The sequence below is a fragment of the Paraburkholderia caffeinilytica genome (assembly GCF_051027425.1).
In the GTDB taxonomy this organism is placed as follows: Bacteria; Pseudomonadota; Gammaproteobacteria; order Burkholderiales; family Burkholderiaceae; genus Paraburkholderia; species Paraburkholderia caffeinilytica_A.
Genome location: NZ_CP186552.1, coordinates 3301017 through 3326080 on the forward strand (window position 1 = coordinate 3301017; position 25064 = coordinate 3326080).

The 25064-nt window shown below is 61.8% G+C and carries 24 protein-coding genes and 2 tRNA genes; 11 read left to right on the forward strand and 15 right to left on the reverse strand.

Annotated features, from left to right (window positions below; genetic code table 11):
* Positions 1 to 293: 293 nt before the first annotated feature.
* The gene (locus ACOSV0_RS14460) at positions 294 to 677 is read left to right on the forward strand and encodes a DUF427 domain-containing protein (protein ID WP_434106847.1); all 384 of its coding nucleotides are present in this window, start codon (positions 294 to 296) and stop codon (positions 675 to 677) included.
* Between the two features lie 77 nt (positions 678 to 754).
* On the opposite strand, the gene ACOSV0_RS14465 is transcribed toward ACOSV0_RS14460, so the two are convergent.
* A tRNA-Arg gene (locus ACOSV0_RS14465) sits at positions 755 to 828 on the reverse strand.
* Positions 829 to 1161: 333 nt separating this feature from the next.
* Positions 1162 to 1992 carry an undecaprenyl-diphosphate phosphatase gene (locus ACOSV0_RS14470; RefSeq protein ID WP_434106848.1) on the reverse strand — a complete coding sequence of 277 codons (831 nt, stop codon included), beginning with the start codon at positions 1990 to 1992 and terminating at the stop codon, positions 1162 to 1164.
* Positions 1993 to 2656: 664 nt separating this feature from the next.
* Here ACOSV0_RS14470 and ACOSV0_RS14475 point away from each other — a divergent pair.
* From ACOSV0_RS14475 to ACOSV0_RS14485, 3 genes are all read left to right on the forward strand, one after another.
* On the forward strand, positions 2657 to 3565 hold the full coding sequence (locus ACOSV0_RS14475; RefSeq protein WP_434110292.1) for an aldose epimerase: 909 nt from the start codon (positions 2657 to 2659) through the stop codon (positions 3563 to 3565).
* A 192-nt stretch (positions 3566 to 3757) separates the two neighbouring features.
* The gene (locus ACOSV0_RS14480) at positions 3758 to 4498 is read left to right on the forward strand and encodes a peptidoglycan DD-metalloendopeptidase family protein (protein ID WP_434106849.1); all 741 of its coding nucleotides are present in this window, start codon (positions 3758 to 3760) and stop codon (positions 4496 to 4498) included.
* A 170-nt stretch (positions 4499 to 4668) separates the two neighbouring features.
* The gene (locus tag ACOSV0_RS14485) at positions 4669 to 4995 is read left to right on the forward strand and encodes a hypothetical protein (protein WP_434106850.1); all 327 of its coding nucleotides are present in this window, start codon (positions 4669 to 4671) and stop codon (positions 4993 to 4995) included.
* Positions 4996 to 5044: 49 nt separating this feature from the next.
* Here the strand turns inward: ACOSV0_RS14485 and ACOSV0_RS14490 are convergent, their stop codons facing one another.
* Both ACOSV0_RS14490 and ACOSV0_RS14495 read right to left on the reverse strand, forming a co-directional pair.
* Positions 5045 to 5182 carry a hypothetical protein gene (locus ACOSV0_RS14490; protein ID WP_434106851.1) on the reverse strand — a complete coding sequence of 46 codons (138 nt, stop codon included), beginning with the start codon at positions 5180 to 5182 and terminating at the stop codon, positions 5045 to 5047.
* A 676-nt stretch (positions 5183 to 5858) separates the two neighbouring features.
* Positions 5859 to 6608 carry a pentapeptide repeat-containing protein gene (locus tag ACOSV0_RS14495; protein ID WP_434106852.1) on the reverse strand — a complete coding sequence of 250 codons (750 nt, stop codon included), beginning with the start codon at positions 6606 to 6608 and terminating at the stop codon, positions 5859 to 5861.
* Between the two features lie 109 nt (positions 6609 to 6717).
* Between ACOSV0_RS14495 and ACOSV0_RS14500 the strand changes: the two genes are divergently transcribed.
* Complete coding sequence (locus ACOSV0_RS14500) at positions 6718 to 7026, forward strand: DUF2288 domain-containing protein (protein ID WP_434106853.1); 309 nt, start codon at positions 6718 to 6720, stop codon at positions 7024 to 7026.
* A gap of 59 nt (positions 7027 to 7085) precedes the next feature.
* Positions 7086 to 8438 (forward strand): MATE family efflux transporter, encoded by a 1353-nt coding sequence (locus ACOSV0_RS14505; RefSeq protein WP_434110294.1) that lies wholly within the window; start codon positions 7086 to 7088, stop codon positions 8436 to 8438.
* Positions 8439 to 8750: 312 nt separating this feature from the next.
* Here ACOSV0_RS14505 and ACOSV0_RS14510 read toward each other — a convergent pair whose 3' ends face one another.
* Entirely contained in the window at positions 8751 to 8912 is a 162-nt protein-coding gene (locus ACOSV0_RS14510; RefSeq protein WP_434106854.1) for a hypothetical protein, read from the reverse strand.
* Between the two features lie 156 nt (positions 8913 to 9068).
* Between ACOSV0_RS14510 and ACOSV0_RS14515 the strand changes: the two genes are divergently transcribed.
* The 4 genes from ACOSV0_RS14515 (at position 9069) to ACOSV0_RS14530 (ending at position 11389) form a co-directional block, all read left to right on the forward strand.
* The gene (locus tag ACOSV0_RS14515) at positions 9069 to 9257 is read left to right on the forward strand and encodes a hypothetical protein (protein ID WP_434106855.1); all 189 of its coding nucleotides are present in this window, start codon (positions 9069 to 9071) and stop codon (positions 9255 to 9257) included.
* A 202-nt stretch (positions 9258 to 9459) separates the two neighbouring features.
* Positions 9460 to 9536, forward strand: a tRNA-Pro gene (locus tag ACOSV0_RS14520).
* Between the two features lie 361 nt (positions 9537 to 9897).
* A complete protein-coding gene (locus tag ACOSV0_RS14525) occupies positions 9898 to 10356 on the forward strand; it encodes a SixA phosphatase family protein (RefSeq protein ID WP_434106856.1) in 459 nt (152 codons plus the stop codon).
* Positions 10357 to 10576: 220 nt separating this feature from the next.
* Entirely contained in the window at positions 10577 to 11389 is an 813-nt protein-coding gene (locus ACOSV0_RS14530; RefSeq protein WP_434106857.1) for a GNAT family N-acetyltransferase, read from the forward strand.
* 116 nt (positions 11390 to 11505) lie between these two features.
* On the opposite strand, the gene ppx is transcribed toward ACOSV0_RS14530, so the two are convergent.
* Positions 11506 to 13131 carry an exopolyphosphatase gene (gene ppx / locus ACOSV0_RS14535; RefSeq protein WP_434106858.1) on the reverse strand — a complete coding sequence of 542 codons (1626 nt, stop codon included), beginning with the start codon at positions 13129 to 13131 and terminating at the stop codon, positions 11506 to 11508.
* Positions 13132 to 13334: 203 nt separating this feature from the next.
* Here ppx and ppk1 point away from each other — a divergent pair, with 203 nt between their 5' ends.
* Positions 13335 to 15398 (forward strand): polyphosphate kinase 1, encoded by a 2064-nt coding sequence (ppk1, locus tag ACOSV0_RS14540; RefSeq protein ID WP_434106859.1) that lies wholly within the window; start codon positions 13335 to 13337, stop codon positions 15396 to 15398.
* Between the two features lie 97 nt (positions 15399 to 15495).
* On the opposite strand, the gene phoR is transcribed toward ppk1, so the two are convergent.
* The 9 genes from phoR to folP form a co-directional block, all read right to left on the reverse strand.
* Positions 15496 to 16809, reverse strand: a complete 1314-nt coding sequence (phoR, locus tag ACOSV0_RS14545; RefSeq protein WP_434106860.1) for a phosphate regulon sensor histidine kinase PhoR — start codon at positions 16807 to 16809, stop codon at positions 15496 to 15498.
* A gap of 45 nt (positions 16810 to 16854) precedes the next feature.
* The gene (phoB, locus tag ACOSV0_RS14550) at positions 16855 to 17556 is read right to left on the reverse strand and encodes a phosphate regulon transcriptional regulator PhoB (protein ID WP_028199153.1); all 702 of its coding nucleotides are present in this window, start codon (positions 17554 to 17556) and stop codon (positions 16855 to 16857) included.
* 26 nt (positions 17557 to 17582) lie between these two features.
* Positions 17583 to 18287, reverse strand: a complete 705-nt coding sequence (phoU, locus tag ACOSV0_RS14555) for a phosphate signaling complex protein PhoU (RefSeq protein WP_408222118.1) — start codon at positions 18285 to 18287, stop codon at positions 17583 to 17585.
* 28 nt (positions 18288 to 18315) lie between these two features.
* Positions 18316 to 19167 (reverse strand): phosphate ABC transporter ATP-binding protein PstB, encoded by an 852-nt coding sequence (gene pstB, locus ACOSV0_RS14560; RefSeq protein WP_434106861.1) that lies wholly within the window; start codon positions 19165 to 19167, stop codon positions 18316 to 18318.
* A gap of 17 nt (positions 19168 to 19184) precedes the next feature.
* Entirely contained in the window at positions 19185 to 20081 is an 897-nt protein-coding gene (pstA, locus tag ACOSV0_RS14565; RefSeq protein WP_434106862.1) for a phosphate ABC transporter permease PstA, read from the reverse strand.
* Complete coding sequence (gene pstC, locus ACOSV0_RS14570) at positions 20078 to 21079, reverse strand: phosphate ABC transporter permease PstC (protein ID WP_434106863.1); 1002 nt, start codon at positions 21077 to 21079, stop codon at positions 20078 to 20080. The genes pstA and pstC overlap by 4 nt, the downstream gene beginning before the upstream one ends.
* Positions 21080 to 21219: 140 nt before the next feature.
* Positions 21220 to 22251, reverse strand: coding sequence for a phosphate ABC transporter substrate-binding protein PstS (gene pstS / locus ACOSV0_RS14575; protein WP_434106864.1), 1032 nt, complete (start codon positions 22249 to 22251; stop codon positions 21220 to 21222).
* 494 nt (positions 22252 to 22745) lie between these two features.
* Positions 22746 to 24104, reverse strand: a complete 1359-nt coding sequence (gene glmM, locus ACOSV0_RS14580; protein WP_434106865.1) for a phosphoglucosamine mutase — start codon at positions 24102 to 24104, stop codon at positions 22746 to 22748.
* Positions 24105 to 24132: 28 nt separating this feature from the next.
* The gene (gene folP / locus ACOSV0_RS14585) at positions 24133 to 25032 is read right to left on the reverse strand and encodes a dihydropteroate synthase (RefSeq protein ID WP_434106866.1); all 900 of its coding nucleotides are present in this window, start codon (positions 25030 to 25032) and stop codon (positions 24133 to 24135) included.
* Positions 25033 to 25064: the final 32 nt, after the last annotated feature.

Below are 25064 nucleotides of genomic sequence, written 5' to 3' on the forward strand. Positions count from 1 at the left end.
CGGTCTGCGGTCTGCGGTCTGCGGTCTGCGGTCTGCGGTCCGGGAATATCAGTAAGCAACAGTCCGCCGGATGATGCGGACTTTAACGGGGCAGCTTCGGCTGCCCTTTTTTGTGTTCGCTCCATGCGCCCACCGGCGACGCACGGAACCCGCGAATGACGCGAGCAGCGACACACGTCGTTTTCACGACCGGCGTATGCTTCGACGCAGGGCGCAATCATTCCCGCCGATGGCGGCTCGAAACCCTTAGCGACGTGTTGCAGGCTTGCCCACTCATCCAGGAGTTCGACAGCATGACTGAAAAAACCATCAAGGTTCCCGGCCCCGATCATCCGATCACGGTCGAGCCGGACACGGCCCGTGTGGTGGTCACGGTAGCCGGCCGCGTGATCGCGGATACACGTAATGCGCTGGTGCTGCGCGAGGCATCGTATCCGCCGGTGTATTACATTCCGCGCAATGACGTCGAGATGACGCTGCTGGAGCGCACCGATCATGCGACCTACTGTCCGTACAAGGGCGATTGCGCGTACTACAGCATTCCGATCGGCGGCGAGCGTACCGTGAATGCGGTCTGGACTTACGAGTCGCCGTATGCGGCAGTGAAAGAGATCGCGCAGCATCTGGCCTTCTATCCGAACCGGGTCGATTCCATCGACGTACAACCAGCGGAATAAACGGCCAGACGCGCGGCCAGACGCGAGACGCGCATCGCAGCGTTGATGCTTCGATGCGCGACGCCAGGCATTTGAAGTACGGCAGGAGGGACTCGAACCCCCCACCCTCGGCTTAGAAGGCCGATGCTCTATCCAGCTGAGCTACTGCCGTATTGACGTGAGGCGATGCTACACGAACGTGTACAACGTGCATCGCCCGCAATGAGAACCCGTATCGGGCATTGGAACCTGTGCAATATCACGGCCACAGGGTTCGTGGGATACCGAAATTCTAACTGACCGGGCCGGAGCTGGGAAATCCGATCCACTGAGCTGATCTACCGCGCCGATCCACCACGCGACAAACCGATCGGTCATCAAACCGTCCCGCCACAAACAAAACGGGCCCGACAGCTTGAGTCGGGCCCGGATTATAACCGATCACTTCTTGCCCGCCAGTCGCCCGTCAGCATCTGGCGGGCAGTAGCGGGCCTGTCGAATGCAATCAGACCGGCTGCGGATGCAACATGAACCAGCCGAGGAACACGATGCCCGCGATCACGCAGTACACGCCGAACGAAGCCAGCCGTCCGCGGCCTTCGAAATAGCGCATCAGAAAACGCACGCTGAGATAGGCGGCGATTGCGGTCAGCACGCCGCCGAGCAATGCGTCGGCGAGTTGGCCCGGCGCATGGAACAGCTTCGGCAATTCGAGCACGCCCGCCGCGAAGATGATCGGCGTACCGAGCAGGAACGAAAACTCCGCGGCCTTCTCCGTCGTGAGGCCGGCCGCATTGCCGGCGATCATCGTCAGACCGCTGCGCGAAAAGCCCGGAATCAATGCGCCGATCTGCGCGAGGCCGACGAAAAATGCCTGACGGAAGGTCAGCTTCTCCGGCGGCTGATGCGCACGCGCGCGCTGCAGACGATCGCCGAACCACAGCAGCACGCCGTTCACGATCAACGCGATCGCGACAATGCGCAGATCATGAAAAATTCGCTCGAGCCGTTTCTCAAGGATCAGCCCGACCAGACCCGCCGGGATCGTCCCGATAATGAGCGCCCACATCATGTGCGCATCGTCATTGCGGCGGCCGCCGAACGAAGCGAAGAAGCCGCGCACCAGCGCACACCAGCGCTTACGGAAGTACCACAGCAGAGCGAACGCCGTACCGAGGTGCAATGCGACGAGGAACGGCAGCAACTGCGGCGCATGTTTGTCGATATGCATGCCGAACAATGCGGGCACGAGCAGCGTATGGCCAAGGCTGCTAACCGGGAACAATTCGGTGACGCCTTGCAGCACGCTCAGGAAAATCAGAAACGACAGGTTCACGCGGCGGTCCTTGTAAGGAAAATGTCGGGGAACAGCGCGCCGCGATAGAAAACACACGACGCGTCAAAAGCGCACCGATTATGCCTGGCTGCAATGACAGCGCCAAGCGTTTGGACCGCATTCGGGGAAATATTGACGCGCTGCGTCACAACTGGAAACCGTTGTTACGCCGCAGAAAAAGAAACAGAGCGCCGGAGGCTGCCCTGTCATCCTGATCGAGGAATTCGATGCGCTGAAAGCGCGAGGCTCATGCGAGGTCCGCGTCGACGGCCCGGCAGAGAATGAAGCAGATGACGGGATTAACGCTCGAGCTTGTAGAAAAAGTAGACGGTGCTGACCGCGAACATGCCGAACAGCGCCACACCCATTGCCATTGCGAGATCCATAGAGCCTCCTGAGCCGATCTCGCCCGGTCGTTGAAGTAACCGGGCAGTGCGTGGATTATCGTTAAGGATCGGCCTTCTCCGACACCCGCAATTTCCCCAGAAGGGTTTCCCCGTAGCACAAAGCAGCGCAAAATCGTTCTCTCGCGAGTTGCCGTGCGGTGCGTTCAAGCGTTCTCAACCCGCGTGCGAGCTACGTTCGACTCGCGCGTGGCTCGCATCTGGATCACACGCTCACGCTCGAACTCACATTCAAACTTTTACCAACCAGCCCATCGACCATGCCCCTCTCCCCGCAACAGGACATTCTCGAAATCGCCCAGGACGCCTCCGTGCTCCGTTTCGCGCCGCAAGCCGGTGGCCGTCTTCTGTCGTGGATCATCGACGGCGAAGAGGTGATTCATTGGCCCGAAAACGCCGACTGGAGCCAGCCCGCCAGGATTCGCGGCGGCAACCCGCTGCTGTTTCCGTTTCTCGGCCGGCATCGCGTCGACGGCAAAATCGGCTACTGGCGTGACGCACAGGGCACGGTGCGCGAATTGCCGATGCACGGTTTTGCGCGCGACCTGCCCTTCGATGCTCACGCCGACGTGGACGGCGCCGGTCTGCGCATGACCCTCACGGACAGCGACGCAACGCGCGCCGGCTATCCGTTCGGCTTCCGTTTCGAAGCGGTGTATCGCCTCGTCGATACGCATACGCTGGAAGTCACGCTGCGCACCGCCAATACGGGCGACACACGGCTGCCTTACTACGCCGGCCATCACTTCTATTTCACGCTGCCGCACACGCAGCGCGCTGAAACCTCGCTGGAACTGCCGCGCACCGAACGGTGCTATCAGCAGGACGATGGCTCGATCAGCGCGGCCGAGCCAGGCGCTGCGCGCTACACGCTCGACGAGGCGCGCATTCACGATCGCTTCCATCGTCTCGTCGGTGCGCCGGACCAACCCGTGCGCCTCGTCGCGCCCGGTCTTAACCGGCTCATCACGATCGATCTGCAACGGCCGGACTCGGTACCCTGGTACGCGGTAACAACATGGACCGAGGCCGCGAACTCGGACTTCTACTGCGTCGAGCCATGGCTGGGTCTGCCGGACGCGATTCATAACGGCATGGGACTGCGCTGGCTCGAACCGGGACAAACCGAGACGGCGACACTGCGTATCGGTGTCAGCAAGCTGCGCTAATTGCAGGTTTTCCCCTCATCTCGACGTGGTGGGCGTGGTGGGTTAAGCGGCGTTTCGCCGCGTTCCCGCCGCGCGCGTCCCCCTCTGCGTCCGTTTTTCGGATGCTGCAGCGCAAAACCGTTAGAATCGGACGCTTTGCATCTACCTGCCGCGTGATCGGGATCGGCGCGCGGCAGCGCTTTGCGAGGTCCAATGCTGACAACAAGAATGATGAAACGGTTCGCCTGCGCGTCTTTACTGGCGGTGCTCGCCGCCTGCGGGTCCGCTCCGGTGGGGCCTGGCTTTTACCGTGTCGAACGGGGCGATACGCTGTCGAAGATCGCGCGCAGCAACCGGGCGTCGCTGCAAAACATCGTACGCTGGAACAATCTGGCCAACCCTGACAGCATCGAGGTCGGGCAGGTACTGCGCGTCACGCCGCCGGGTAATGGCACGGCGGGTGGCGCCTCAGGTGGTGCCGGTGGTGCCGGTGGTGCAATACGCAGCAGCGGCGCAGGAAGCGCGAGCGCTTCGGCCGCGCCACGTTCGGCTCCGGCCGATAGCGCGCCGGCGTCCGCGCCGGCTTCGACAATCTCGCTGGTGTGGCCGGCAGACGGCACGGTGATCCGGCGCTTCGACGGCTCGAACTCAAAGGGTATCGATATTTCGGCAGCGGCGGGCACGCCGGTGATCGCCGCGGCGCCCGGCACAGTGGTCTACGCGGGCAACGGCTTGCGCGGTTACGGCAACCTGTTGATCATCAAGCACAATGCCGATTACCTGACTGCCTACGCGCACAACCGCGCGCTGCTCGTGAAAGAAGGCCAGTCGGTCGCCCGCGGCGAAAAAATCGCCGAAATGGGCGACACCGACACCGATCGCGTGATGCTGCACTTCGAACTGCGCTATCAGGGCCGCTCAATCGACCCGTCACGCGCGCTGCCGCCGCGCTAGCCGGTCTTGTCGACCGCGAGTCAGGGCGCGGCTTCTGCGTTCACTTTCTGCGGTCAGGCACGCGCCCTGCATGCGCAGTCGAGGGAACCGGGCGTGCTATAAAACGCTCAATCTTATGCATGACGTGGCCTCACGCCACGTCTTCCCCCGTTATCTGTAAGGAATCTGCAATGAAGAGCGCAATTGCGTCCGTCGCGACAGCCGCGGCGATCGGCTTAGGCCTGCTTACGCTCGGCAGCCTCAGCGGCTGTTCGAGCACCACCACGATGACCTATCTGCCGAGCGGCGACACCGGCTTTGCGATCAATTGCAGCGGCAGTGACGCCAGCTCCAGTTGGGCCGAGTGCTACAAGCGCGCCGGCGAAGTCTGCGGCAACTATGGCTACGACGTCGTTTCGAAAGACGTCGACAACGGCGCCACCGCGGGTGGCTCGGTCGGTGGAATTTTTGGTGCGAATGTCAAGAACCGGTCGATGGTGATTCGCTGCAAGCAGTAAAGGCAACACAGCCGGCAACACAGCCGCGCAGGGCGCAGCGCCACTCGAACTAACGGCGGCGCCAGCGTCCGGAGCGCGGATCGACACGCGCGGCGAAGGCGAACAGCACGCCGAGCGCAATCGGCCAGAGGCCGAGAAAGATGATCAACCAGGTCATGACCGGCGGTAAGAAAAAGTAACTTTTCATGATCCACGCCACGTGTGAAACCGCCATGACTCGGAATTGAACCGGCAATAACCGGGCAGAAAAAAAGCCCGGCACGAGGCCGGGCTAACGGGGGTTCGGCGCATATCGGCAAAGGACCGGTTCACCATGCGCCAGAACTGAATCTAACAACCCGCTTTTACAAGTGCAATCTATTAATTTCGCAGATAATGTGATGCGGCGCACGGAATCCGCATTACGTGAAGGAAAATACCAGCAATATATGGAGTAAATGCCCTTATCTGCTCCGCACGCAACACCACGGGAACGACAGGTCCAGAATCCGGTGAGTCGCCCACAAGCCCTTATGAATCAAATGCCTACCGCCCGCCACTGAAAAAGACTGACGAAAGCTTTGTGGCCAATTTCTGTCAACCGCGCCCAGCATAAGGCAGGCGCTTTACGCATTGCGAACCTTTGGTGCGCCAACGCACCATACCGAGGTATTATCGGATAATGCGCGGCGCGAATAGACAATTGCATTTCTTCACAACAAATTCGCGAATAGCGAATATATTAAAAATCTTCAGATCAACCGACAAATTGCGAAGTATAAAATCGACTGTCTTTTAATTAATCAATAAGTCGGATGATAAGCCGGTGCATCTATTCGTTCAAGCTGGCCGAATAGTTAAAATCGGCCAGCTAAAAGCCGCGGTCACATGACTCGCAACCCCAGCTCGGTCACGAGCACCGCCGCCTGCTGATGCGAAATCGTCGCGCCTTTGAAAAGCGCCGCGTCGACAAGCCGCACGCCGCTCAGATCAGCCTCGCGCAAGTCTGCGCCGTCGAAGCGCGCGCCCTTCAGATTGGCGTCCCTCAGGCTGCCGCCATCGAAAATCGCCTCACGGAAATCGACCCCGGCCAGATCGGCGTCGGAGAAATCGAGTTGCTGGAGCGTGGCTTTGCGAAACGACAGGCCGCGCAAATGCGCGCCCACCAGCAAGGTTTCGACGAAGCTCAAACCGAGCGACGTGCATGCTTCAAAATTGGCGCCGGTCAGCTTGCAGCTATGAAACGACGCCGAGGCAAGCTTGGCGCGCCGCCAGCTGGTGTTGTTCAGATCGCTCGACTGAAACGCCGCGTCGACCAGATCAGCCGACGCAAAATCCGCCTGGCGGCCGCGACAACGCACCCAGCGGGTATGCGACAGCGCTGCGCCGAAAAACGACGTCTCGACGATCGTGCAACGATGAAATTCGGCGCCGCGCAGATCGAGTCGCGACAGATCGGCGCCTTCGAAATCGCAGTCGGTGAAATGGAGCGGCTCTTTATAGCCCGCCTTGTTTGCCACTCCAGCCGCCCCATTCGCCGCGAGGAGGCGCTCCACATCAGCGCGTGTGAGCGTGGCTTCGGTTACCACGTGAGCTTGCGCGCCCGTAGCCGGCGCCGTTGAATCCAGTGACATGAAGGTTCAGAATGAATTTCGAAAGACCCTAAGCGTACCGGAACGCGCCCCGCCCTGGCGGTCCGCGCCAATGGTTTATAGTAACGGCCCCCGTTAGACCCCGCTTACGATGACTTCCAACAACGCCACTCACAGCCCGCTGTACGCCAAGCTGCTCGCCGAAACCGCCAAAATCGGCTGGGGCGAACTCGAACGCTTTTTCGCCCGCGGTATTTTGCTGCGCGTCGCGCGCGACATCGATCTGGTGAGCGTCGCCGAAGCCATCGCCAATGACGACACCGCGCAGGTCACGCAATGGCTGTCTTCGGGCCTCGTCGAACGCGTGCAGGCGGAAACCGCCGCCGATTTCGCCGAGCGCGATCCGGATCTGTGGGCGGTGGTCGTCTCGCCATGGGTGTGCGTGCAGGAACGCAATTGAGCGGCAGCGCGGACGCGCCAAAGGAAATCCCCCACCCCGAAGGAAATCCTCTTGAGGGCCTGGAGGACAGCGCGGCCGCGACGGCTCCCGCCGTTCCTGTGCATTGGCACCGCCGGGTGCTCACGCTGGCGTTTCCGATCGTCCTCGCCAATCTCACGCAGCCGATTCTCGGCGCGGTCGACACCGCCGTCGCCGGCCATCTGAACGGCGCTTCCTATCTCGGCGGCGTGGCGCTCGGCGGCCTGTTCTTCAGTTTCGTGTTCTGGGGCTTCGGCTTCCTGCGCATGGGCACCACGGGCCTCGTCGCGCAAGCACACGGCGGGGAGGATCACGCGGAACTGCGCAACAACGTGGTACGCGCGCTGTTGCTCGCCGCGGCGATCGGCGCAGCCGTGCTTCTGCTGCAAGTGCCGCTGATCGGCTACGCGTTGCACGTGATCGGCGGCAGCGACGCGGTGCAGCGCAACGCGCAACTCTACTGTCACGCGCGCATCTGGGCCGCGCCGCTCGCGCTCGGCAACTACGTGGTGCTCGGCTGGCTGCTCGGTACGCAGAAGGTGCGGCTTGCGCTGCTCTCGCAGGTGTTCATCAACAGCGTGAACATCGCGGCGGTGCTGCTGTATGTGTATGTATTCGATTGGGGCGTGGCCGGCATCGGCGCAGCCACGGCCACGGCCGACGCGCTCGGCTTCGTGCTCGGCGTCGCGTTGTTGTGGCATGGCATGCCGCGTGGTTTGCCTGCGCTGAACCGTGCCGCCCTCTTCGACGCAGCCGCGCTCAAACGTCTGGTGATACTGAATCGCGATATCTTCGTACGCACGCTTTGTCTGCTGTCGTCGTTCGGCTGGTTCGCGCATCTCGGCGCAAGGCAAGGTGACGCCACGCTTGCCGCCAACGCGCTGCTGCTCAATTTTCAGACCTTCATGGCCTACGGACTCGATGGCTTCGCGCACGCTGCCGAAGCGCTGGTAGGCGCGGCGATCGGCGCGCGCGACCGGCACGCTTTCGCGCAGGCCATCAAGGTGACGTCGCTGTGGTCCGCGCTCGGCGCGCTGGGCTTCTCGCTGGTGTACTGGGGTGCGGGCTCATGGATCATCGAAGGTCTGACCAATCAGCCCGCGGTGCGCGCCACGGCCGAGGCCTACTTGCCGTGGGCCGCGCTCCTGCCGGTGGTTTCCGTGTGGGGATTTCTGCTCGACGGCGTGTTTATCGGCGCCACTCGCACACATGAGTTGATGACGTCGATGGTGGTGTCGCTGGCGGTATTCGTCGCGGCGTCGTGGGCCTTGCTGGCGCTGTACGGCAATCACGGTTTGTGGGCCGCGATGCTGATCTTCATGGCCGCTCGCGGTGTCACGCTCGCGCGCTTTTTGCCGGGCATTGTGCGCGGCATGGCAGGCGCGGCCGCCTAGCCTTTCTTTGTTTCGACACGCGGTATGCAGGGGCCGTGTGTTTTGTCTGATAGACGTGCGCGGGTTGCTCCGCCATACACGGACCGGACCCGGACCGCACACGAACCGCGCACGAACCGCGTATGGACAACACGCTATGTGCCCAGCTCCGCAAAGCAGCACACAGTTACGGCTTGAAACAAGCGCACACATATTACGCGTGCACCTCGCCCTAGAATGACTGCAGCCCGCGTTTTCCGCGCAAACAGTCTGCGCGGGTCAGAAGCACCTGCGTGCCCGCGCCGGTGCTTCGCTTTCATTTCCAGCAGGCATTCAAAGCGTGGGCGCGATCACCGGCGGCCGGTCGTCGGTAGGTACGCCGTGGTAGTCGGCGGGATCTTTCGGCGGTGGGCCGCCATGATGCCCGGAGGGATCGTTGGCACAGCCGGTGAGTCCGGCGGACAGCATCAACGCAATCAACAAAACGCGGTTCATAGATTCTCGAGACAGAATGACAATAACGGCAATGAAGCGCCGAGAGTCTACCTGCAATTCGTATTCGACGACGTCACGCCGGGCAGTCCCCCTCCTCCCATTTTGTTACGCGTGACCTACTATAAAGGCATGGCTGCGTGTCATAGGAGGACTGCCATGGACGCTGAATCGATCGCAGGTCTGATCGGACTTGCCATAGGTCTACTCGTGCTGCTCGCCCTGTCGATTTTCGAATCGAGAACCTATAAGCGGGAACACGACGGCGAAGGCATGCTGCATCACTGGTTCACGCATCAACACATGCCGCACCTGAACATGCCGCACTGGATGCGCCGCCGGCATTGAGGAGATAAACCGGCGCGTCACCCTGCATGAAGGCGGCGCGCCTGAACATTGACGGTGCGAATCTCGCGCCTGCCGCAAGCGCGTACGGGTGCGCGGTGCGCCGCTTTACCTTGCCCGCTGCCGATGTCCGAGACCTTTTTTCATTCCGGCGCAATTCGTGATTGACTCTGGCACCCAATGCCACGTAGAATCTCGGATTCGTCGGAGCGTAGCGCAGCCTGGTAGCGCATCTGATTTGGGATCAGAGGGTCGAAGGTTCGAATCCTTTCGCTCCGACCACGAAAAAGCAATACGAAACCCGCGTCGCCCTCGGCTTCGCGGGTTTTTGCTTTTTGGGGCCAGTCGCTCGTGGGCTCGTGCGAATTGGCACAGGCTCGGACTTATGTCCCGATGAATTTCATACAGATCACATGCCGGCTCGATGACAATGCGCGAGCATCCCATACGCAATACGCGCAATAAGCGCAATACGCCTCGCCTCAACCTATACATCAGCCTGCATGCCAACATGCGCCGGCATACGCCAGAACTTATACGTGCCGCCCGCGCCACTGTCTTGCGCCCTAACGAGCCCGCATGCGACAGTGATTGAAAACCCGGCGCTGCTGTCTACGCCGCAACCAGAGTCAAGGAGACATGCATGAATCTGATCCTCTGGCGTCACGCCGAAGCCGAAGATTTCGCCGCCAGCGATCTGGCCCGCGCGCTCACCACGCGAGGCCGCAAACAGGCGCAAACCGTCGCCAAGTGGCTGCGCATCCGCTTGCCCGACGACGCAGTGATCCTCGCGAGTCCCGCCGTGCGCACCATTCAAACCGCTGAAACATTGAGCGACCAATATCGCGTGGTGCGCGAACTCGCGCCCAACGCCAGCGCGGACGACGTGCTCAAGGCCGCCGGCTGGTCCGCAGGCATCGCACAGACCGTTGTGATCGTCGGCCATCAACCGACGCTGGGCCACGTTGCGGCGCGTCTGCTCGGCAACAGCGAGGCAAGTTGGCCGCTCAAGAAAGCCGGCCTATGGTGGATCGAAAGCCGCGAACGCCACGGCGACGACCAGGCGGTGCTGCGCGCGGCAATGAGTCCCGATCTGATCTGAACCGCTTGCGCAGCCTGGCGAACAAAGCGGCCGCAGGGTTCGCAAGTCGCAACGGTCGCGCAGAAACAACACATGGGCCGCCCGGCCCACGACATTACAAGCCGCGCGCACGCAGCTTACGGGCCGTCATCCAATCGTCATGGCATTGCCATGCGAGCGTCACCAGGCGTTACTACATTGGCGAAAAAAGAAATCTCCCTTTTTTCGACCAGGACGCCACATGCGAGAACTGCCGACGCCCACCCTGCCCCTGGCTTCGATCTTCGAAACGCGTCGCCTGCCGCGCGCTGAAGAGACCGTCACTGCCCAGCATCGCCTGCAAGTCACGTGGGCACGTACCGACGAGGAACTGCGCGAGGCCCAGCGTCTGCGCTACCGTGTATTCGCCGACGAAATGGGCGCACGTCTGACGGGGCCGGCCGGCCTCGACGTCGATGCATTCGATTCATACTGCGATCACGTGCTGGTGCGCGATCTCGACACGCTGAAGGTGGTCGGTACCTATCGCGCGCTGCCGCCGCACCAGGCCGCCCGTATCGGACGCCTGTATGCCGAAAGCGAATTCGACGTGTCGCGTCTCACGCATCTGCGCGCGAAGATGGTCGAAGTGGGCCGTTCGTGCGTGCACCCGGACTATCGCAGCGGCTCGGTGATCATGTCGCTGTGGGCAGGTCTCGCCGCGTACATGAAGCACAACGGCTACGAGACGATGCTGGGCTGCGCGAGCGTCGCGATGGTCGACGGCGGCCACTACGCAGCGAATCTTTACTGCGCGCTGCGCGACAATGCGCTGACGACGCCGGAATATCGCGCGTTCCCGCACACACCGCTGCCGGTCGAAGAATTGCAGACCGGCGCCGACGTCGCACCGCCGCCGCTGGTCAAGGGCTACCTGCGCCTCGGCGCGAAAATTTGCGGCGCACCGGCTTGGGATCCTGACTTCAACACGGCGGACTTTCTGACGCTGTTGCGCCTGTCGGATATCAACGCGCGTTACGCACGGCACTTCCTCGGCGACGCGTCGCCGCGCTAAGCGGATCGATGCGGCGCGACGCGCAAATCAGCCGGCCAATTCAACCGGCAACTGATGCGCATAAAAAAAGCCCGGCAATGCGCCGGGCTTTTTCATTTACGACGCCGGCATGGCGCTCAATCGTCGGTATAGACCACGCGATAAGGGATGCCAACCTTCTCCCACTCCGCAGCCTCCTGGATCAAGCTGTAATCGGTCAACGGATTGTTCGTCACCCACTCGTTCGGCAAACGCACTTCATAACCGCCGTTGACCTGCGCGACCGCGATACCCGGCAGGCCGACATCCGCACGCCGGCGGCACAGCAGCGCCGCGAGCCGCAGGCAGAACAGCAGCGGCCATTCCACTTCGCGCGTTTGCGACAGCTTGCCGAGCTTCCCCGCGTGGCCGAGCACCAGCGCGGCGAGCCGCGCCTGGTCGGTGCGCGAAAAACCCGGCATGTCGGCGTTGCTGGCGATATAGGCCGAATGCTTGTGATAAGCGCTGTGCGAAATCGACAGCCCGATCTCATGCAAGGCCGCAGCCCAGCCGAGGAACATGCGGTTCTCGACGCGGCGCTCCTCATCCGGCTCGTCAAACTGGTCGTAAAAACGCACCGCGAGTTCGCCGATACGCCCCGCCTGCGCGCGATCCACGCCATAGCGGCGCATGAAGCCTTCCACCGTCACCGTGCGCATGTCCTCGTGCTGCGAACGGCCCAGCAAGTCGTACAGCACGCCGAGGCGCAGCGCGCCGTCTGTTGTATCGACGTAATCGACACCGAGTTCGTCGAACACCGCAATCATGATCGACAGCCCACCGGCCAGCACCGGAATGCGATCGGCCTTCAACGCCACCAGCTTCAGACGATTGACGTTCTCCGCCTTGATCAGCGCGCGCTTGAGACGCTCCAGCCCGCCGCGCGAGATGCCGTGCGTCACGCCCGGATCGTTGAAGCCGTTTGCCTCGACCAGTTCGGCGAGTGCCCGCGCCGTGCCGGACGAGCCGATGGCCTGCTCCCAACCGGTCTTCTTGTATTCGGCGGAAATGATCTGAATTTCACGGCCGGCGGCGAGTTCAGCCTGCCGCATCGTGTATTCATCGACATTGCCCGCGGGGAAGAAGGCACGGCTATGACTCACACAGCCGATGTACAGACTCTCCATCTTGATCGGCGTGTAATGCGAACCGATGATGAACTCCGTCGAGCCACCGCCGATATCCACCACGAGGCGCTTGCCCGCGCTCGCGGGCACCGAGTGAGCTGCTCCGGCATAAATCAGGCGCGCTTCTTCACGCCCGGCAATCACTTCGATCGGGAAGCCAAGCGCGGCTTGCGCCTCCCCAAGGAACTCGCTCGCGTTCTTGGCAATACGCAGCGTATTGGTGGCAACGGCGCGAACGTGGTCGGGATGAAAGTCGCGCAGCCGTTCGCCGAAGCGCTTGAGCGCATCCCAGCCGCGCACTTGCGAGGCGCGGTCCAGCATCTTGTCGCGCGACAGGCCGGCGGCAAGGCGCACCGACTCGCGCAATGCGTCGACCTGGTAAATCTGGCTGCCCGCGTCGGTTTCCTCGACCCGGCCGACGATCAGCCGGAAGCTGTTCGAGCCGAGGTCGACGGCAGCGAGGAGTTGTGGCGTATTGACCATCGGGTAAGCGGACTCCATGCGCGCGTGCGCGGCGGCGTTGGATGCGGAAGGTGCCGGATGCCCACCGGATGCCTTGGCTGCCTTATGACCGGCCGCGCTGTTCAAAGACGCCATTCTAAGCGTACCGGGCCTCACGATGTCGCCTTACAGTGATGGGGTTGCCCTATGGTCCCATACGCACTGCGTCATAATTACGACACGCAACGATTCCGGGCGTAGAATTTATAACATCGCAATTGTCATAACAACGTCATCATACTGTGAGAATTTCCGAGCGTCTTTTCGTCTCCCTTCCTGAAATTCCATTCTCGCTGCCGATGTCCATCCGCTACCCCTTATTGAATCGCGAGCTGGGCATTCTGGGTTTCAACGAGCGTGTGTTGGCACAAGCAGCCGACCCAGCCGTCCCTTTGCTCGAACGCCTGCGTTTCATCTGCATTACCAGTAGCAATCTCGACGAATTCTTCGAAGTCCGCATGGCCGGACTGCAGGAGCAGATGCGCGACAACCCGGGCGCGCTGTCCCCGGACGGCATGTCGCTGCAGCACGTGTACGACCTCGTGGTCGAGCGCGCGCAGAGGCTCGTGCATCGCCAGTACACCATGCTGCACGATACGGTGTTCACCGCGCTCGAAGCAGAAGGCATCTATTTTCACGGCACTGAAGCGTGGAACGAAGCGCAGACCGAATGGGCGCGCAGCTACTTCTTCGACGAGCTGCTGCCCGTGCTTACGCCGATCGGTCTCGATCCGGCTCACCCGTTTCCGCGGGTGCTCAACAAGAGCCTGAACTTCGTCGTCGAACTGGAAGGCAAAGATGCGTTCGGCCGTCAGGCGATGATGGGCATCGTGCAGGCGCCCCGTGCCTTGCCCCGGCTCGTGCGCATGCCGCAGGAGCTGTCGGGCTATCCGCATGGTTTCGTGTTGCTGAGCTCGTTGTTGCAGCGCTTTGTCGGCGAGCTGTTCCCGAACCTGGTGGTGCGCACCTGCAATCAGTTTCGCATCACGCGCAATAGCGAACTGTTCGTCGACGAAGACGAAATCACCAATCTGCGTGTCGCGTTGCAGGGCGAATTGCCGGCACGGCATCTGGGCAATGCGGTGCGGCTCGAAGTGTCGGCGGAAACACCCACGCATGTCGTGCGCCGCCTGCTCGACGAAAGCGGCCTGACCACCAAGGACTGCTATTTCGCCGACGGCCCGGTCAATCTGGTGCGCCTGATGCAATTGCCGGAGATGGTGGACCGGCCCGATCTGAAATTCGTGCCGCATATTCCGGCGATTCCGCCGCAGATCGCCAACAGCGCCAGCATGTTCGACGTGATCGATCAGGGCGATGTGTTGCTGCATCACCCTTATGAGAGCTTTCAACCCGTGCTGGAGCTGCTGCTGCAGGCGGCCAAAGACCCGAACGTGATGGCCATCAAGCAGACCATCTATCGCACCGGCACCGACTCCCCGCTGATGGACGCGTTGATGCAGGCGGCGCGCAACGGCAAGGAAGTGACGGTGGTGGTCGAACTGCTCGCGCGCTTCGACGAAGAAACCAACATTAACTGGGCGTCGCAGCTTGAAGCGGTGGGCGCGCACGTCGTGTACGGCGTGGTGGGCCACAAGTGCCACGCGAAGATGATGTTGATCGTGCGGCGCGTGTCGTCGGGCGGCAAGACCACGCTCAAGCGTTACGTGCACCTGGGCACCGGCAACTATCACCCGCGCACCGCGCGTCTTTACACCGACTTCGCCCTGATGACGGCGGATCAGAAGATCTGCGAAGACGTGCACCACGTGTTCCAGCAACTGACCGGCATTGGCGGTGAACTGTCGCTGCACGAGTTGTGGCAGTCGCCGTTCACGCTGCATCCGAAACTGGTTGAATCGATTCGTGCGGAAGCCGAGCATGCCCGGGCCGGCAAGAAGGCGCGTATCGTCGCCAAGATGAACGCACTGCTCGAACCGACCGTGATTGCCGAGTTGTACGAGGCGTCGCAGGCCGGCGTGAAGATCGATCTGATCGTGCGTGGCGTATGTTCGTTGCAGCCCGGTGTGCCGGGTTTGTCGGAGAACATCACGGTACGTTCGATTGTTGGGCGCTTCCTCGAGCATCATCGCATCTTCTACTTCTACGACGGCGGCAAGGAACAGGTCTATCTGTCGAGCGCCGACTGGATGGACCGTAACTTCTTCCGGCGTGTGGAAGTGGCGTTTCCGATCAACAACCGTCGCCTGAAGCGGCGCGTGATTGCTGAAGGTCTGTCGGCGTTTCTCGGCGACAACCAGTCCGCGTGGCTGATGCAAAGCGACGGTCACTATCGGCGCCGGCGGCCCGGAAAATCCTCGCGCAATGCACAGTTGAATCTGCTGGGGAAATTCTGTTCCTGAGTTCCTGATTGTGTTTGCGCGCCGCTGAAGCAAGCGGCGCCGCGCATAAAAAAACCCGCCTTTCTTACAGGCGGGTTTTTTATTCAGACCACGATTCCTAGACCGGCGCCGGTTGCCGACGCGCCGTGCGATACACCGGGAAGCGCACGGTGAACGTGCTGCCGCGCCCCTCTTCGCTCTTCACCTCGAGCTGTGCATCATGCCGTTGCAGCACATGTTTGACGATGGCGAGACCGAGGCCCGTGCCGCCCGTATCGCGCGAACGGCTGCGGTCGACGCGATAGAAGCGCTCGGTCAGGCGTGGAATGTCCGCCGCCGGAATCCCCAGGCCGCTATCCGTGACCGAGAAAACCGCACTGCCGCCGCTGGCCTGCCAGCTCACCGCGATCGTGCCGCCGTCCGGCGTGTAGCGGATCGCATTGGTCACGAGGTTGCCGAGTGCGCTGAGCAGTTCCGTTTCCACGCCGGTGACAGTAAGCCCTTCGTCAGCGTCGAACACGATCTTGTGATGATCGCTCGACAGGCTTTGCGCGTCGTCCCTCAGATGCCGGAGCACCGCGCGCATGTCGATCATCTGATCGCTTGGCGGCTTGTTGTCGCCCTCGAGCTTTGCGAGCACCAGCAAGTCGTTGACGATATGGCGCATCCGCGAGGCCTGCTGCTCCATCAGTTCGAGGTAGCGCGCACGCTCGGCTTCGCCTAGCGGCAGTTCCCGCATCGTCTCCAGGAAACCGGAGAGCACGGTGAGCGGCGTTTTCAGTTCATGCGACACGTTGGCGACGAAGTCGCGCCGCATCGCGTCGGTGCGCTCCAGCTCGGTGATGTCTTGCGACAGCACCAGCTTGCGATTTTCGCCGTACGGAAACACCTGCACCGACAGCACGTTCTGGCGCTTGTCGCCCATGCCGCGCATGATCAGCATCTCTTCGTAGCGATGCGAATTCAGATAGCGCACAAAATCCGGCTGACGCACCAGATGCGTGATGTGCTGGCGCAGATCGCGTTTCGCATCGAGCCCGAAATGGAGTTCGGAGATCGCGTTGCACCACTCGATCTGATCGTGATCGTCGAGCATCGCCACGCCGTTCGGCGAGGCCTGAATGGCCTGAATGAAACGCGAATGCTGCTGCTCGACCTGGCGCACCTGCGCATGCCAGCGCTTTGCAAGCTTATGCAGACGGTAGTAGATTTCGCCCCAGATGCCGGGGGCGCTCGGCACTTCGCCGTAGACCGGCGCGTCGAGCAGGCGCCACAAACGCTGCTTGTGAAAGGTGCTGAAGAAGCTCTGTGCGAGCAGCATGACGATCGCGAGGGCCAGCCCTGCCTTGACGTTCAGGAGTGCGCCGACCACCACGCACAGAACAGCCAGCAGCACGACCGACACGATGGAGCGCGCCCAGATGATGTTCATGTTCTAGCGAATCTAGCGATCGAAGAGGAAAGTGCTACCGCAAAGTCACGCGCTCTTCGCGAGACGGTAGCCGCTGCCGCGTACCGTCTCAATCATAGCATCGCATCCTGCCGGCTTGAGCGCCGCGCGCAGACGCTTGATGTGCACGTCCACCGTGCGTTCTTCGACGAACACGTGGTCGCCCCACACCTGATCGAGCAGTTGCGTGCGGCTGTGTACGCGCTCCGGGTGCGTCATGAAGAAGTGCAGCAGACGGAATTCGGTCGGACCGAGATCGAGCTTGATCTCGCTGCCTTCGGCATGAGCCGCGACGCGGTGCGTTGCCGGGTCGAGTTTCAGACCGTTGATCGCCACCAGGTCTTCCGTCAACTGCGGCGCGCGGCGGCGCAACACCGCCTTGATACGCGCCATCAGTTCTTTCGGCGAGAACGGTTTGGTGACGTAGTCGTCGGCACCGATTTCGAGGCCGAGCACCTTGTCCTGTTCGTCGCCGCGCGCGGTCAGCATGATGATCGGGATGTGCTTGGTGCGCTCGTTGTTGCGCAGATCACGGGCGAACGCGATGCCTGATTTGCCCGGCAACATCCAGTCGAGCAGCACGAGGTCGGGCAGTACGTCGCTGATCAGGTTCTGCGCCTGCTCCGCGTTGTACGCACGAATCGGGCAGTGTCCGGCGTGTTGAAGATTCACCGAAATCAGTTCGGAAATGGCGGGCTCATCTTCAATGACGAGAATGCTGCTGGGCATCGGCACCTCTGGTCCTTATATCTGGATTAACTGAGTGCTTCGCGTTCGAGCGCGTCGCGCGACTTGTGCCGCACGTCGGTGCCCTTGACGATATAGATGATGAATTCAGCGATGTTCTTCGCGTGGTCGCCGATCCGCTCGATCGCCTTGGCGATGAACAGAAAATCGAGGCCCACCGAAATCGAACGCGGATCTTCGGTCATGTACGAAATCAGCTTGCGCACGAAAGCACGGAATTCCTCGTCGATCGCCTTGTCGTCGCGCATGATCTGCGCGGCGGCGACCGTGTCCAGACGTGCAAAGGCGTCCAGCGCGCGGCGCAGGATCGACACCGCCATTTCGCCCGACAACTTGATCTCGGCGATATTGATGCTGCGCGAGGCCCCGTCTTCCATCAGACGCTTGGTGCGCTTGGCGATTTTTTCGGCTTCGTCGCCGGCGCGCTCGAGATTCGTGATGGTCTTCGAAATCGCGATCAGGAGACGCAAGTCGCGCGCGGCCGGTTGACGGCGCGCGATGATGTTGCTGCACTCTTCGTCGATCTCGACTTCCATCGTGTTCAGGCGCTCTTCGGCCGCGATCACCTGTTCGCATACATCGAGGTCGAAGTTGTTGAGCGCGATCATCGCATTGACGATCTGCGACTCGACCAGACCGCCCATTTCGAGAACCTTCGAAGAAACGAGGTTCAGATCGGCGTCGAACTGACTGGACAGATGTTTATCGGACATGTCGTACTCCGTTGTTTTGCGCGGCGGCTTAGCCGAAACGGCCAGTGATGTAATCCTCGGTTTCCTTGCGGACCGGCTTGATGAAGATCTTTTCGGTGTCGCCGAACTCGATCAATTCACCGAGGTACATATAAGCAGTGTAGTCCGAACAGCGCGCGGCCTGTTGCATGTTGTGCGTGACGATCACTACCGTGTAATCGCTCTTCAATTCAGCGATCAGTTCTTCGATGCGGCCCGTGGAAATCGGGTCGAGCGCGGAACACGGCTCGTCGAGCAACAGCACTTCGGGACGGATCGCGATACCACGTGCGATACACAGACGCTGCTGCTGGCCGCCGGACAAACCGTAGCCGCTCTGGCCCAATTTGTCCTTCACTTCATTCCACAGCGCGGCTTTAGTCAGCGCCCATTCCACGCGGTCGTCCATTTCCGAGCGCTGCAGCGTCTCGAACATCTTCACGCCGAACGCGATGTTGTCGTAGATCGACATCGGAAACGGCGTCGGCTTCTGGAACACCATGCCGATCCGTGCGCGCAGCAGCGAAATATCGCGCTTGGAGGTCAGCAGGTTTTCGCCGTCCATCAGGATCTCGCCTTCGGCGCGTTGCTCCGGATAGAGCGCGTACATCTTGTTGAGCGTGCGCAACAAGGTGGACTTGCCGCAGCCCGACGGGCCGATGAACGCGGTCACCTTGCCTTCGGGAATCTGCAGATTGATGTTCTTCAGCGCGTGATACTTGCCGTAGAAGAAGTTCAGGTCGTTGACCTCGATCTTCGGACGCGACGGCGCTTGCGCTGCCTGGCCGCTCTGGGCGGGATCGAAACCGGCGGGCGCCGTCGGACGCGAGGTCGGATTGAGTTGAGTTTCTGCCATATTCATCGGATTACACTCCGCCCTTACTTATTCGAAAAGATCGTGCGCGCGAGGATGTTCAATCCCAGAACCGCGAGCGTGATCAGGAAGACGCCAGCCCACGCGAGCGATTGCCACTGCGCAAACGGGCTCATCGCGAACTTGTAGATCGTGACCGGCAGGTTCGCAACCGGCTGGTCCATGTTCAGCGAGAAGAACTGGTTCGACAACGCCGTGAACAGGAGCGGCGCGGTTTCACCCGCAATCCGCGCGACGCCGAGCAGGACGCCGGTGATAATGCCCGCGATCGACGCCTTCAGCGTAATCGAGATCACCATCTTCCACTTCGGCGTACCGAGCGCGAACGCGGCTTCACGCAGCGCATTCGGCACCAGCTTCAGCATGTTCTCAGTGGTGCGGATCACGATCGGAATCTGCAGCAGCGCAAGCGCGAACACGCCAGCCCAACCGCTGAAGTGCCCCATCTTCGCGACAACCAGCGCGTAGACGAACAGACCCACCACGATCGACGGCGCCGACAACAGGATGTCGTTGATGAAACGCGTGATGCTGGCAAGCCAGCCCTTCTGACCGTATTCGGCGAGATAGACACCCGCCAGAATGCCGATCGGCGTGCCGACGAACGTTGCGAGCGCAACCAGCATCAAGCTGCCGACAATCGCGTTGGCGAGACCACCGCCGTCGGTGTTCGGCGGCGGCGTGGATTGCGTGAACAATTCGACCGACAAGCCACCGATACCGAGGCGCAGCGTCGTATAAAGAATCCACACCAGCCACAGCAGGCCGAACGCCATGGCCCCGAGCGACAACGTCAGCGCAAGTGCATTTTTCGCGCGGCGGCGGCCTTGCAGACGCACGCGCATGGCTTCGAGCGCATCGGCGTCGTTCGAACCCGGCATATTCAAGGTGGGCTGGCTCATTTCGCGCCCTCCCCTTTTTCGAGGCGCAGCAGCATGATTTTCGAAATCGCCAGCACGATGAAAGTAATCACAAACAGGATCAAGCCGAGTTCCATCAGCGCCGACGTATGCAGGCCCGGATCCGCTTCCGCGAATTCGTTGGCGAGCGCAGACGTAATACTGTTGCCCGGCGAAAACAGCGAGACGTTATCGAGCAGATTGGTGTTGCCGATCACGAACGTGACCGCCATCGTCTCGCCGAGCGCGCGGCCGAGGCCGAGCATCACGCCGCCGATCACGCCGCTCCGGGTGAAGGGCAGCACGATCTTCCACATCACTTCCCACGTGGTGCAGCCAATGCCATACGCCGATTCCTTCAGCAGGACCGGCGTGACTTCGAACACGTCGCGCATCACCGAGGCGATGTACGGAATGATCATGATCGCGAGAATGACGCCTGCGCACAGGATGCCGATACCGATCGGCGCCCCCTGGAACAGCGCGCCGACGAACGGAATACCGCCCAGAACCGCGCCGAGGGGCTTTTCGAACCACGTCGCGAAAATCGGTGCGAACACCAGCAAACCCCACATGCCGTAGACGATCGACGGGATCGCGGCAAGCAGTTCGATGGCGATGCCGAGCGGACGGCGCAGCCATGCGGGCGCGAGTTCGGTCAGGAAGAGCGCGATGCCGAAACTGACGGGCACCGCGATGATGAGTGCAATGAGCGAGGTCGCGATCGTGCCGTAAATGGGCACCAGTGCGCCGAATTGCTTGCTGGGTGGATCCCAGTCGGCGGTCCACAGAAACGCGAGACCGAACTGTTTGATCGACGGCAAGGAAGCGACGATCAGTGAAACGATAATGCCGCCGAGCAACAGCAACGTGACGATGGCGGCGATGCGGGCGAGGCCGCCGAAAATGACGTCGCCGGCGCGGCTGGGCGCTTTCTGCTGCGACGCGCTGCCGGGCGGTGTCGACCTCGACGCGCCAGACGCTAATTGGATATCGGACATGAGAGCCTGATGGACCTGTTTCCAGTTGCCGTATGACACTTGTCATGCAGCGAATAATTCTGGCGTAGCGCCGGGGTAATGCCATTGGCCGTCCTCGAATGAGGACGGCCAATGTATTGCTGGATGCCTTACTGCAACGCTTAGTCAGCGATCGGCTTGCCTGCAGCGTCCTTCACTTGCGCCTTCCACTTCGTACGGATTTCAGCCGTAACCGAATCCGGCAACGAGATGTAGTCCAGATCGTTTGCGGCCTGGGTGCCGTTCTTGAACGCCCAGTCGAAGAACTTCAGCGTTTCCGTGCCTTGCGCCGGCTTGTCCTGTGCCGTGTGCAGCAGCACGAAGGTTGCGCCGACGATCGGCCATGCGTCCTTGCCCGGCTCGTTCGTCAGGATCTGGTAGAACGACTTCGACCAGTCAGCACCAGCAGCCGCTGCCTTGAACGTTTCCGTCTTCGGCTCGACCACAGCGCCCGTCGAGTTCTTCATGGAGACGTACGTCATGTGGTTCTGCTTCGCGTACGCCCATTCCACGTAACCGATCGCGCCCGGCAGACGTTGCACGAAAGCAGCGACGCCGTCGTTACCCTTGCCGCCCGTACCCGTCGGCCAGTTGACCGTTGCGCCTTCACCGACCTTCGACTTCCAGTCTGCGTTGACCTTCGACAGATAGTTCGTCCAGATGAAGCTCGTGCCCGAACCGTCAGCGCGGCGAACCACGGCGATGTCGGTGTCCGGCAGCTTGACCTTCGAGTTCAGTGCAGCGATCGCCGGATCGTTCCACTTCTTGATCTTGCCCAGATAGATGTCGCCGAGCACTTCGCCCGACAGCGTCACTTCACCGGCCTTCACACCCGGCACGTTGACAACCGGAACCACGCCGCCGACAACCGTCGGGAACTGGAACAGACCGGCCTTCGCGAGTTCGTCGTCCTTCAGCGGAGCGTCCGAACCGGCGAAATCGACAGTCTTCGCTTCGATCTGCTTGATACCGCCCGACGAACCGATACCTTGATAGTTAACCTTGCCGCCGCCCGACTTCTGGTAGGCGTCAGCCCACTTCGTGTAGATCGGTGCTGCGAAGGTGCTGCCCGCGCCGGTGATGTCTGCGGCTTGCGCTGCGATCGCGAAAAGCGCGCCAGCGACGCCAGCGAACACGGTTTGCATCAATTTCATGAGACCTCCAAGGGTGTGAGCGGTGTGAGCGAATAACACGAACACCGCGAAGCTTAGGGTCTCTTTGTGACAGTAACGTGACTAACCGTGAAACGGGTGTGACAGTATGATTACTAAGGTGAAAGGCGCTTACACGTTCAAATTGCCGGTTTAGCGGAGATTGCGGGCATCGCTCTACAGATTAGGCGAAAAAGATGGGGCGCGAACGTTTGCGTGTGTGGAGAGGGGGGCGGCGGGATGTTTTGACGGCTGGCTGGGAGTTTTGCCGGTTGGTGGGTTGGCCTGGTGGGGTGGCCTGGTGGGGTGGCCGAGCGGGAATAGGTGACTGATCCCTCATTTGCGGCCGGTGGCGGGACAATCCCCGCCGCCGGCCGTTGTCTCCGGGCCTGTGGCAAGACGCGTTGCTTGCCGCCCGCCGCTGTCTGTCGTTCGTATTAGCGGCGGGACGGCGTTTTGACACTGTCGTTTCCAGCCCTCCCGGCCAGATGCGTGGTTTAGGCCGTAGCTTGCTTCACCGCGTTGGCAATCGCGTCGGAATGACGAACCGCGTCGTCGACATTTTCCGCCTCGACCATCACGCGCAGCACGGGCTCGGTGCCCGACGCGCGAATGAGCACACGGCCGCGGCCGTTCAGCGCTTCCTCGGCCTTGCTGATGGCGCTGCGGATCGCGTCGCTGCCCTTCCAGTCGGCGCCGGGCTGCATCCGCACGTTGATCAGTTTCTGCGGGAACAACGTCACGCCGTGGAGCAGCTCGGCAAGCGTTTTGTCGCTGCGCTTCATCGCGGCCAGCACCAGCAGGGCCGACACGATGCCGTCACCGGTCGAATGGCGGTCAAGGGAGAGAATATGGCCGGAGCCTTCTGCACCTAGTTGCCAGCCGTGTTCGCGCAACTGCTCGAGCACGTAGCGATCGCCCACCGCCGCGCGGACAAACTTCACGCCGGCTCGCTGCAGTGCGACTTCGACTGCCATGTTGGTCATCAGGGTGCCGACCGCGCCTTCCACTTTGCCGTCGGTCGCCATCCGGTCCTTGACCAGCACGTACAGCAGCTCGTCGCCGTTATACAGGCGACCTGCCGCGTCCACGACCTGCAGCCGGTCGGCGTCGCCGTCGAGCGCGATACCGAGATCCGCGTGGTTCGCGCGCACCGCGCGCACCAGCGCGTCCGGCGCGGTCGCGCCCACACCGTCATTGATGTTGAAACCGTTCGGCGCGACGCCGATAGGGATCACGTCGGCGCCAAGCTCGTGGAATACATGCGGCGCGACGTCGTACGCGGCACCGTGTGCACAGTCGACCACCAGCTTCAGGCCGCGCAAATCGAACGCTGCCGGGAAGGTGCTCTTGCAAAACTCGATGTAGCGGCCGGCTGCGTCATCGAGGCGCCGCGCCTTGCCGAGTTGCTCGGAGGCCGCGCAGGCGAGCGGCAAGTCGAGTTGTTCTTCGATCTGCAATTCCACTTCATCGGGCAGCTTGTTGCCGTCGGCGGAGAAGAATTTGATGCCGTTGTCGTAGTACGGGTTGTGGGACGCGCTGATCACCACGCCCGCGGCCAGCCGCAGTGCGCGCGTCAAATAGGCGATGCCAGGGGTCGGCATCGGGCCGGCCAGCATGACGTCGACACCTGCCGCCGAAAAACCCGCTTCGAGCGCGGCTTCGAGCATATAGCCCGACACTCGTGTGTCCTTGCCGATCAGTACGGTGGGCCGTGCGCCCGTTCTCGCCCAGCGGTCCGCGCCCGCGAGCACCTTGCCGGCGGCGTAGCCGAGCCGCAATACAAATTCCGGCGTAATCGGACCTTCGCCGACTTTGCCCCGAATCCCGTCCGTTCCGAAATAACGACGTGCCATGTTTTATGTGCCTCCTTGGCTTGCGGGTTCAGCCGCGCGCGCGGCTATGCTTCGCCGCGTCGCGCATGGCCGCCCATACTTTCAATGCATCCACTGTTTGCGCGACGTCGTGCACGCGCAGAATCGCCGCGCCGCGTTCGGCGGCGCACACCGCTGCGGCGATGCTGCCCGCGACGCGCTCCGGCGCCGGGCGTCCGACTACCGCGCCGACCATCGACTTGCGCGACATGCCGGCGAGAATGGGGTACGGCGGATCGGCCTGCGGCGCCGTGTCCGGCAGATGCGCGAGTAACGCGTAATTATGTTCGACCACTGCCTTGCCAAAGCCAAAGCCCGGATCCACGCTAATGCGCGCACGGGCGATGCCCGCCTGCCGCAGGGTGGCCACCCTTTCTTCGAGAAACTGCCGGATCTCGCTCACCACGTCGCCATAGGCGGGCTCACCGAGCTGCATGGTCTGCGGCTCGCCGAGCATGTGCATCACGCACAGACCGCACTCGCTGTCGCGAACGGCCTCGACCGCACCAGGCATCCGGAAGCCCCAGATATCGTTGATCAGGTCGGCACCCGCGGCCAGTGCATGACGCATCACTTCCGGCTTGTACGTATCGACCGAGAGCGGCACATTCGCGCCGCGCAGTTGCTCGACCAGCGGGATCACCCGCTCCAGTTCTTCGTCGAGCGGCACGGGCGGCGCACCCGGGCGGGTCGATTCGCCGCCGATGTCGATAATATCCGCGCCGTCGAGCAGCATGCGCTCGGCCTGGCGCAGCGCATCGCCGCGCATTGCGTATTGGCCGCCGTCGGAAAACGAATCGGGCGTGACGTTCAGGATGCCCATGATCAACGGGCGTTCAAAGGTCAGCTTGAAGCGGCCGCATTGCAGCGGTTCGGGGATGGGGAAAAAAGGGAATTCGACTTTCGACACGTAGCGGTCAATCACGTAAAACGGATAAATGC

What these genes read in the sequence shown, in the direction of transcription:
- ACOSV0_RS14490 (WP_434106851.1), bottom strand. Translation starts at nt 5,182, where the DNA reads ATGAAAAGTTACTTTTTCTTACCGCCGGTCATGACCTGGTTGATCATC.
- ppx (WP_434106858.1), bottom strand. Translation starts at nt 13,131, where the DNA reads ATGGCGTCTTTGAACAGCGCGGCCGGTCATAAGGCAGCCAAGGCATCC.
- ACOSV0_RS14500 (WP_434106853.1), top strand. Translation starts at nt 6,718, where the DNA reads ATGACTTCCAACAACGCCACTCACAGCCCGCTGTACGCCAAGCTGCTC.
- ACOSV0_RS14480 (WP_434106849.1), top strand. Translation starts at nt 3,758, where the DNA reads ATGCTGACAACAAGAATGATGAAACGGTTCGCCTGCGCGTCTTTACTG.
- ACOSV0_RS14530 (WP_434106857.1), top strand. Translation starts at nt 10,577, where the DNA reads ATGCGAGAACTGCCGACGCCCACCCTGCCCCTGGCTTCGATCTTCGAA.
- pstC (WP_434106863.1), bottom strand. Translation starts at nt 21,079, where the DNA reads ATGTCCGATATCCAATTAGCGTCTGGCGCGTCGAGGTCGACACCGCCC.
- pstA (WP_434106862.1), bottom strand. Translation starts at nt 20,081, where the DNA reads ATGAGCCAGCCCACCTTGAATATGCCGGGTTCGAACGACGCCGATGCG.
- glmM (WP_434106865.1), bottom strand. Translation starts at nt 24,104, where the DNA reads ATGGCACGTCGTTATTTCGGAACGGACGGGATTCGGGGCAAAGTCGGC.
- ACOSV0_RS14485 (WP_434106850.1), top strand. Translation starts at nt 4,669, where the DNA reads ATGAAGAGCGCAATTGCGTCCGTCGCGACAGCCGCGGCGATCGGCTTA.
- ACOSV0_RS14460 (WP_434106847.1), top strand. Translation starts at nt 294, where the DNA reads ATGACTGAAAAAACCATCAAGGTTCCCGGCCCCGATCATCCGATCACG.
- ACOSV0_RS14525 (WP_434106856.1), top strand. Translation starts at nt 9,898, where the DNA reads ATGAATCTGATCCTCTGGCGTCACGCCGAAGCCGAAGATTTCGCCGCC.
- ACOSV0_RS14495 (WP_434106852.1), bottom strand. Translation starts at nt 6,608, where the DNA reads ATGTCACTGGATTCAACGGCGCCGGCTACGGGCGCGCAAGCTCACGTG.
- ACOSV0_RS14510 (WP_434106854.1), bottom strand. Translation starts at nt 8,912, where the DNA reads ATGAACCGCGTTTTGTTGATTGCGTTGATGCTGTCCGCCGGACTCACC.
- ppk1 (WP_434106859.1), top strand. Translation starts at nt 13,335, where the DNA reads ATGTCCATCCGCTACCCCTTATTGAATCGCGAGCTGGGCATTCTGGGT.
- pstS (WP_434106864.1), bottom strand. Translation starts at nt 22,251, where the DNA reads ATGAAATTGATGCAAACCGTGTTCGCTGGCGTCGCTGGCGCGCTTTTC.
- pstB (WP_434106861.1), bottom strand. Translation starts at nt 19,167, where the DNA reads ATGAATATGGCAGAAACTCAACTCAATCCGACCTCGCGTCCGACGGCG.
- phoR (WP_434106860.1), bottom strand. Translation starts at nt 16,809, where the DNA reads ATGAACATCATCTGGGCGCGCTCCATCGTGTCGGTCGTGCTGCTGGCT.
- phoU (WP_408222118.1), bottom strand. Translation starts at nt 18,287, where the DNA reads ATGTCCGATAAACATCTGTCCAGTCAGTTCGACGCCGATCTGAACCTC.
- ACOSV0_RS14515 (WP_434106855.1), top strand. Translation starts at nt 9,069, where the DNA reads ATGGACGCTGAATCGATCGCAGGTCTGATCGGACTTGCCATAGGTCTA.
- ACOSV0_RS14475 (WP_434110292.1), top strand. Translation starts at nt 2,657, where the DNA reads ATGCCCCTCTCCCCGCAACAGGACATTCTCGAAATCGCCCAGGACGCC.
- phoB (WP_028199153.1), bottom strand. Translation starts at nt 17,556, where the DNA reads ATGCCCAGCAGCATTCTCGTCATTGAAGATGAGCCCGCCATTTCCGAA.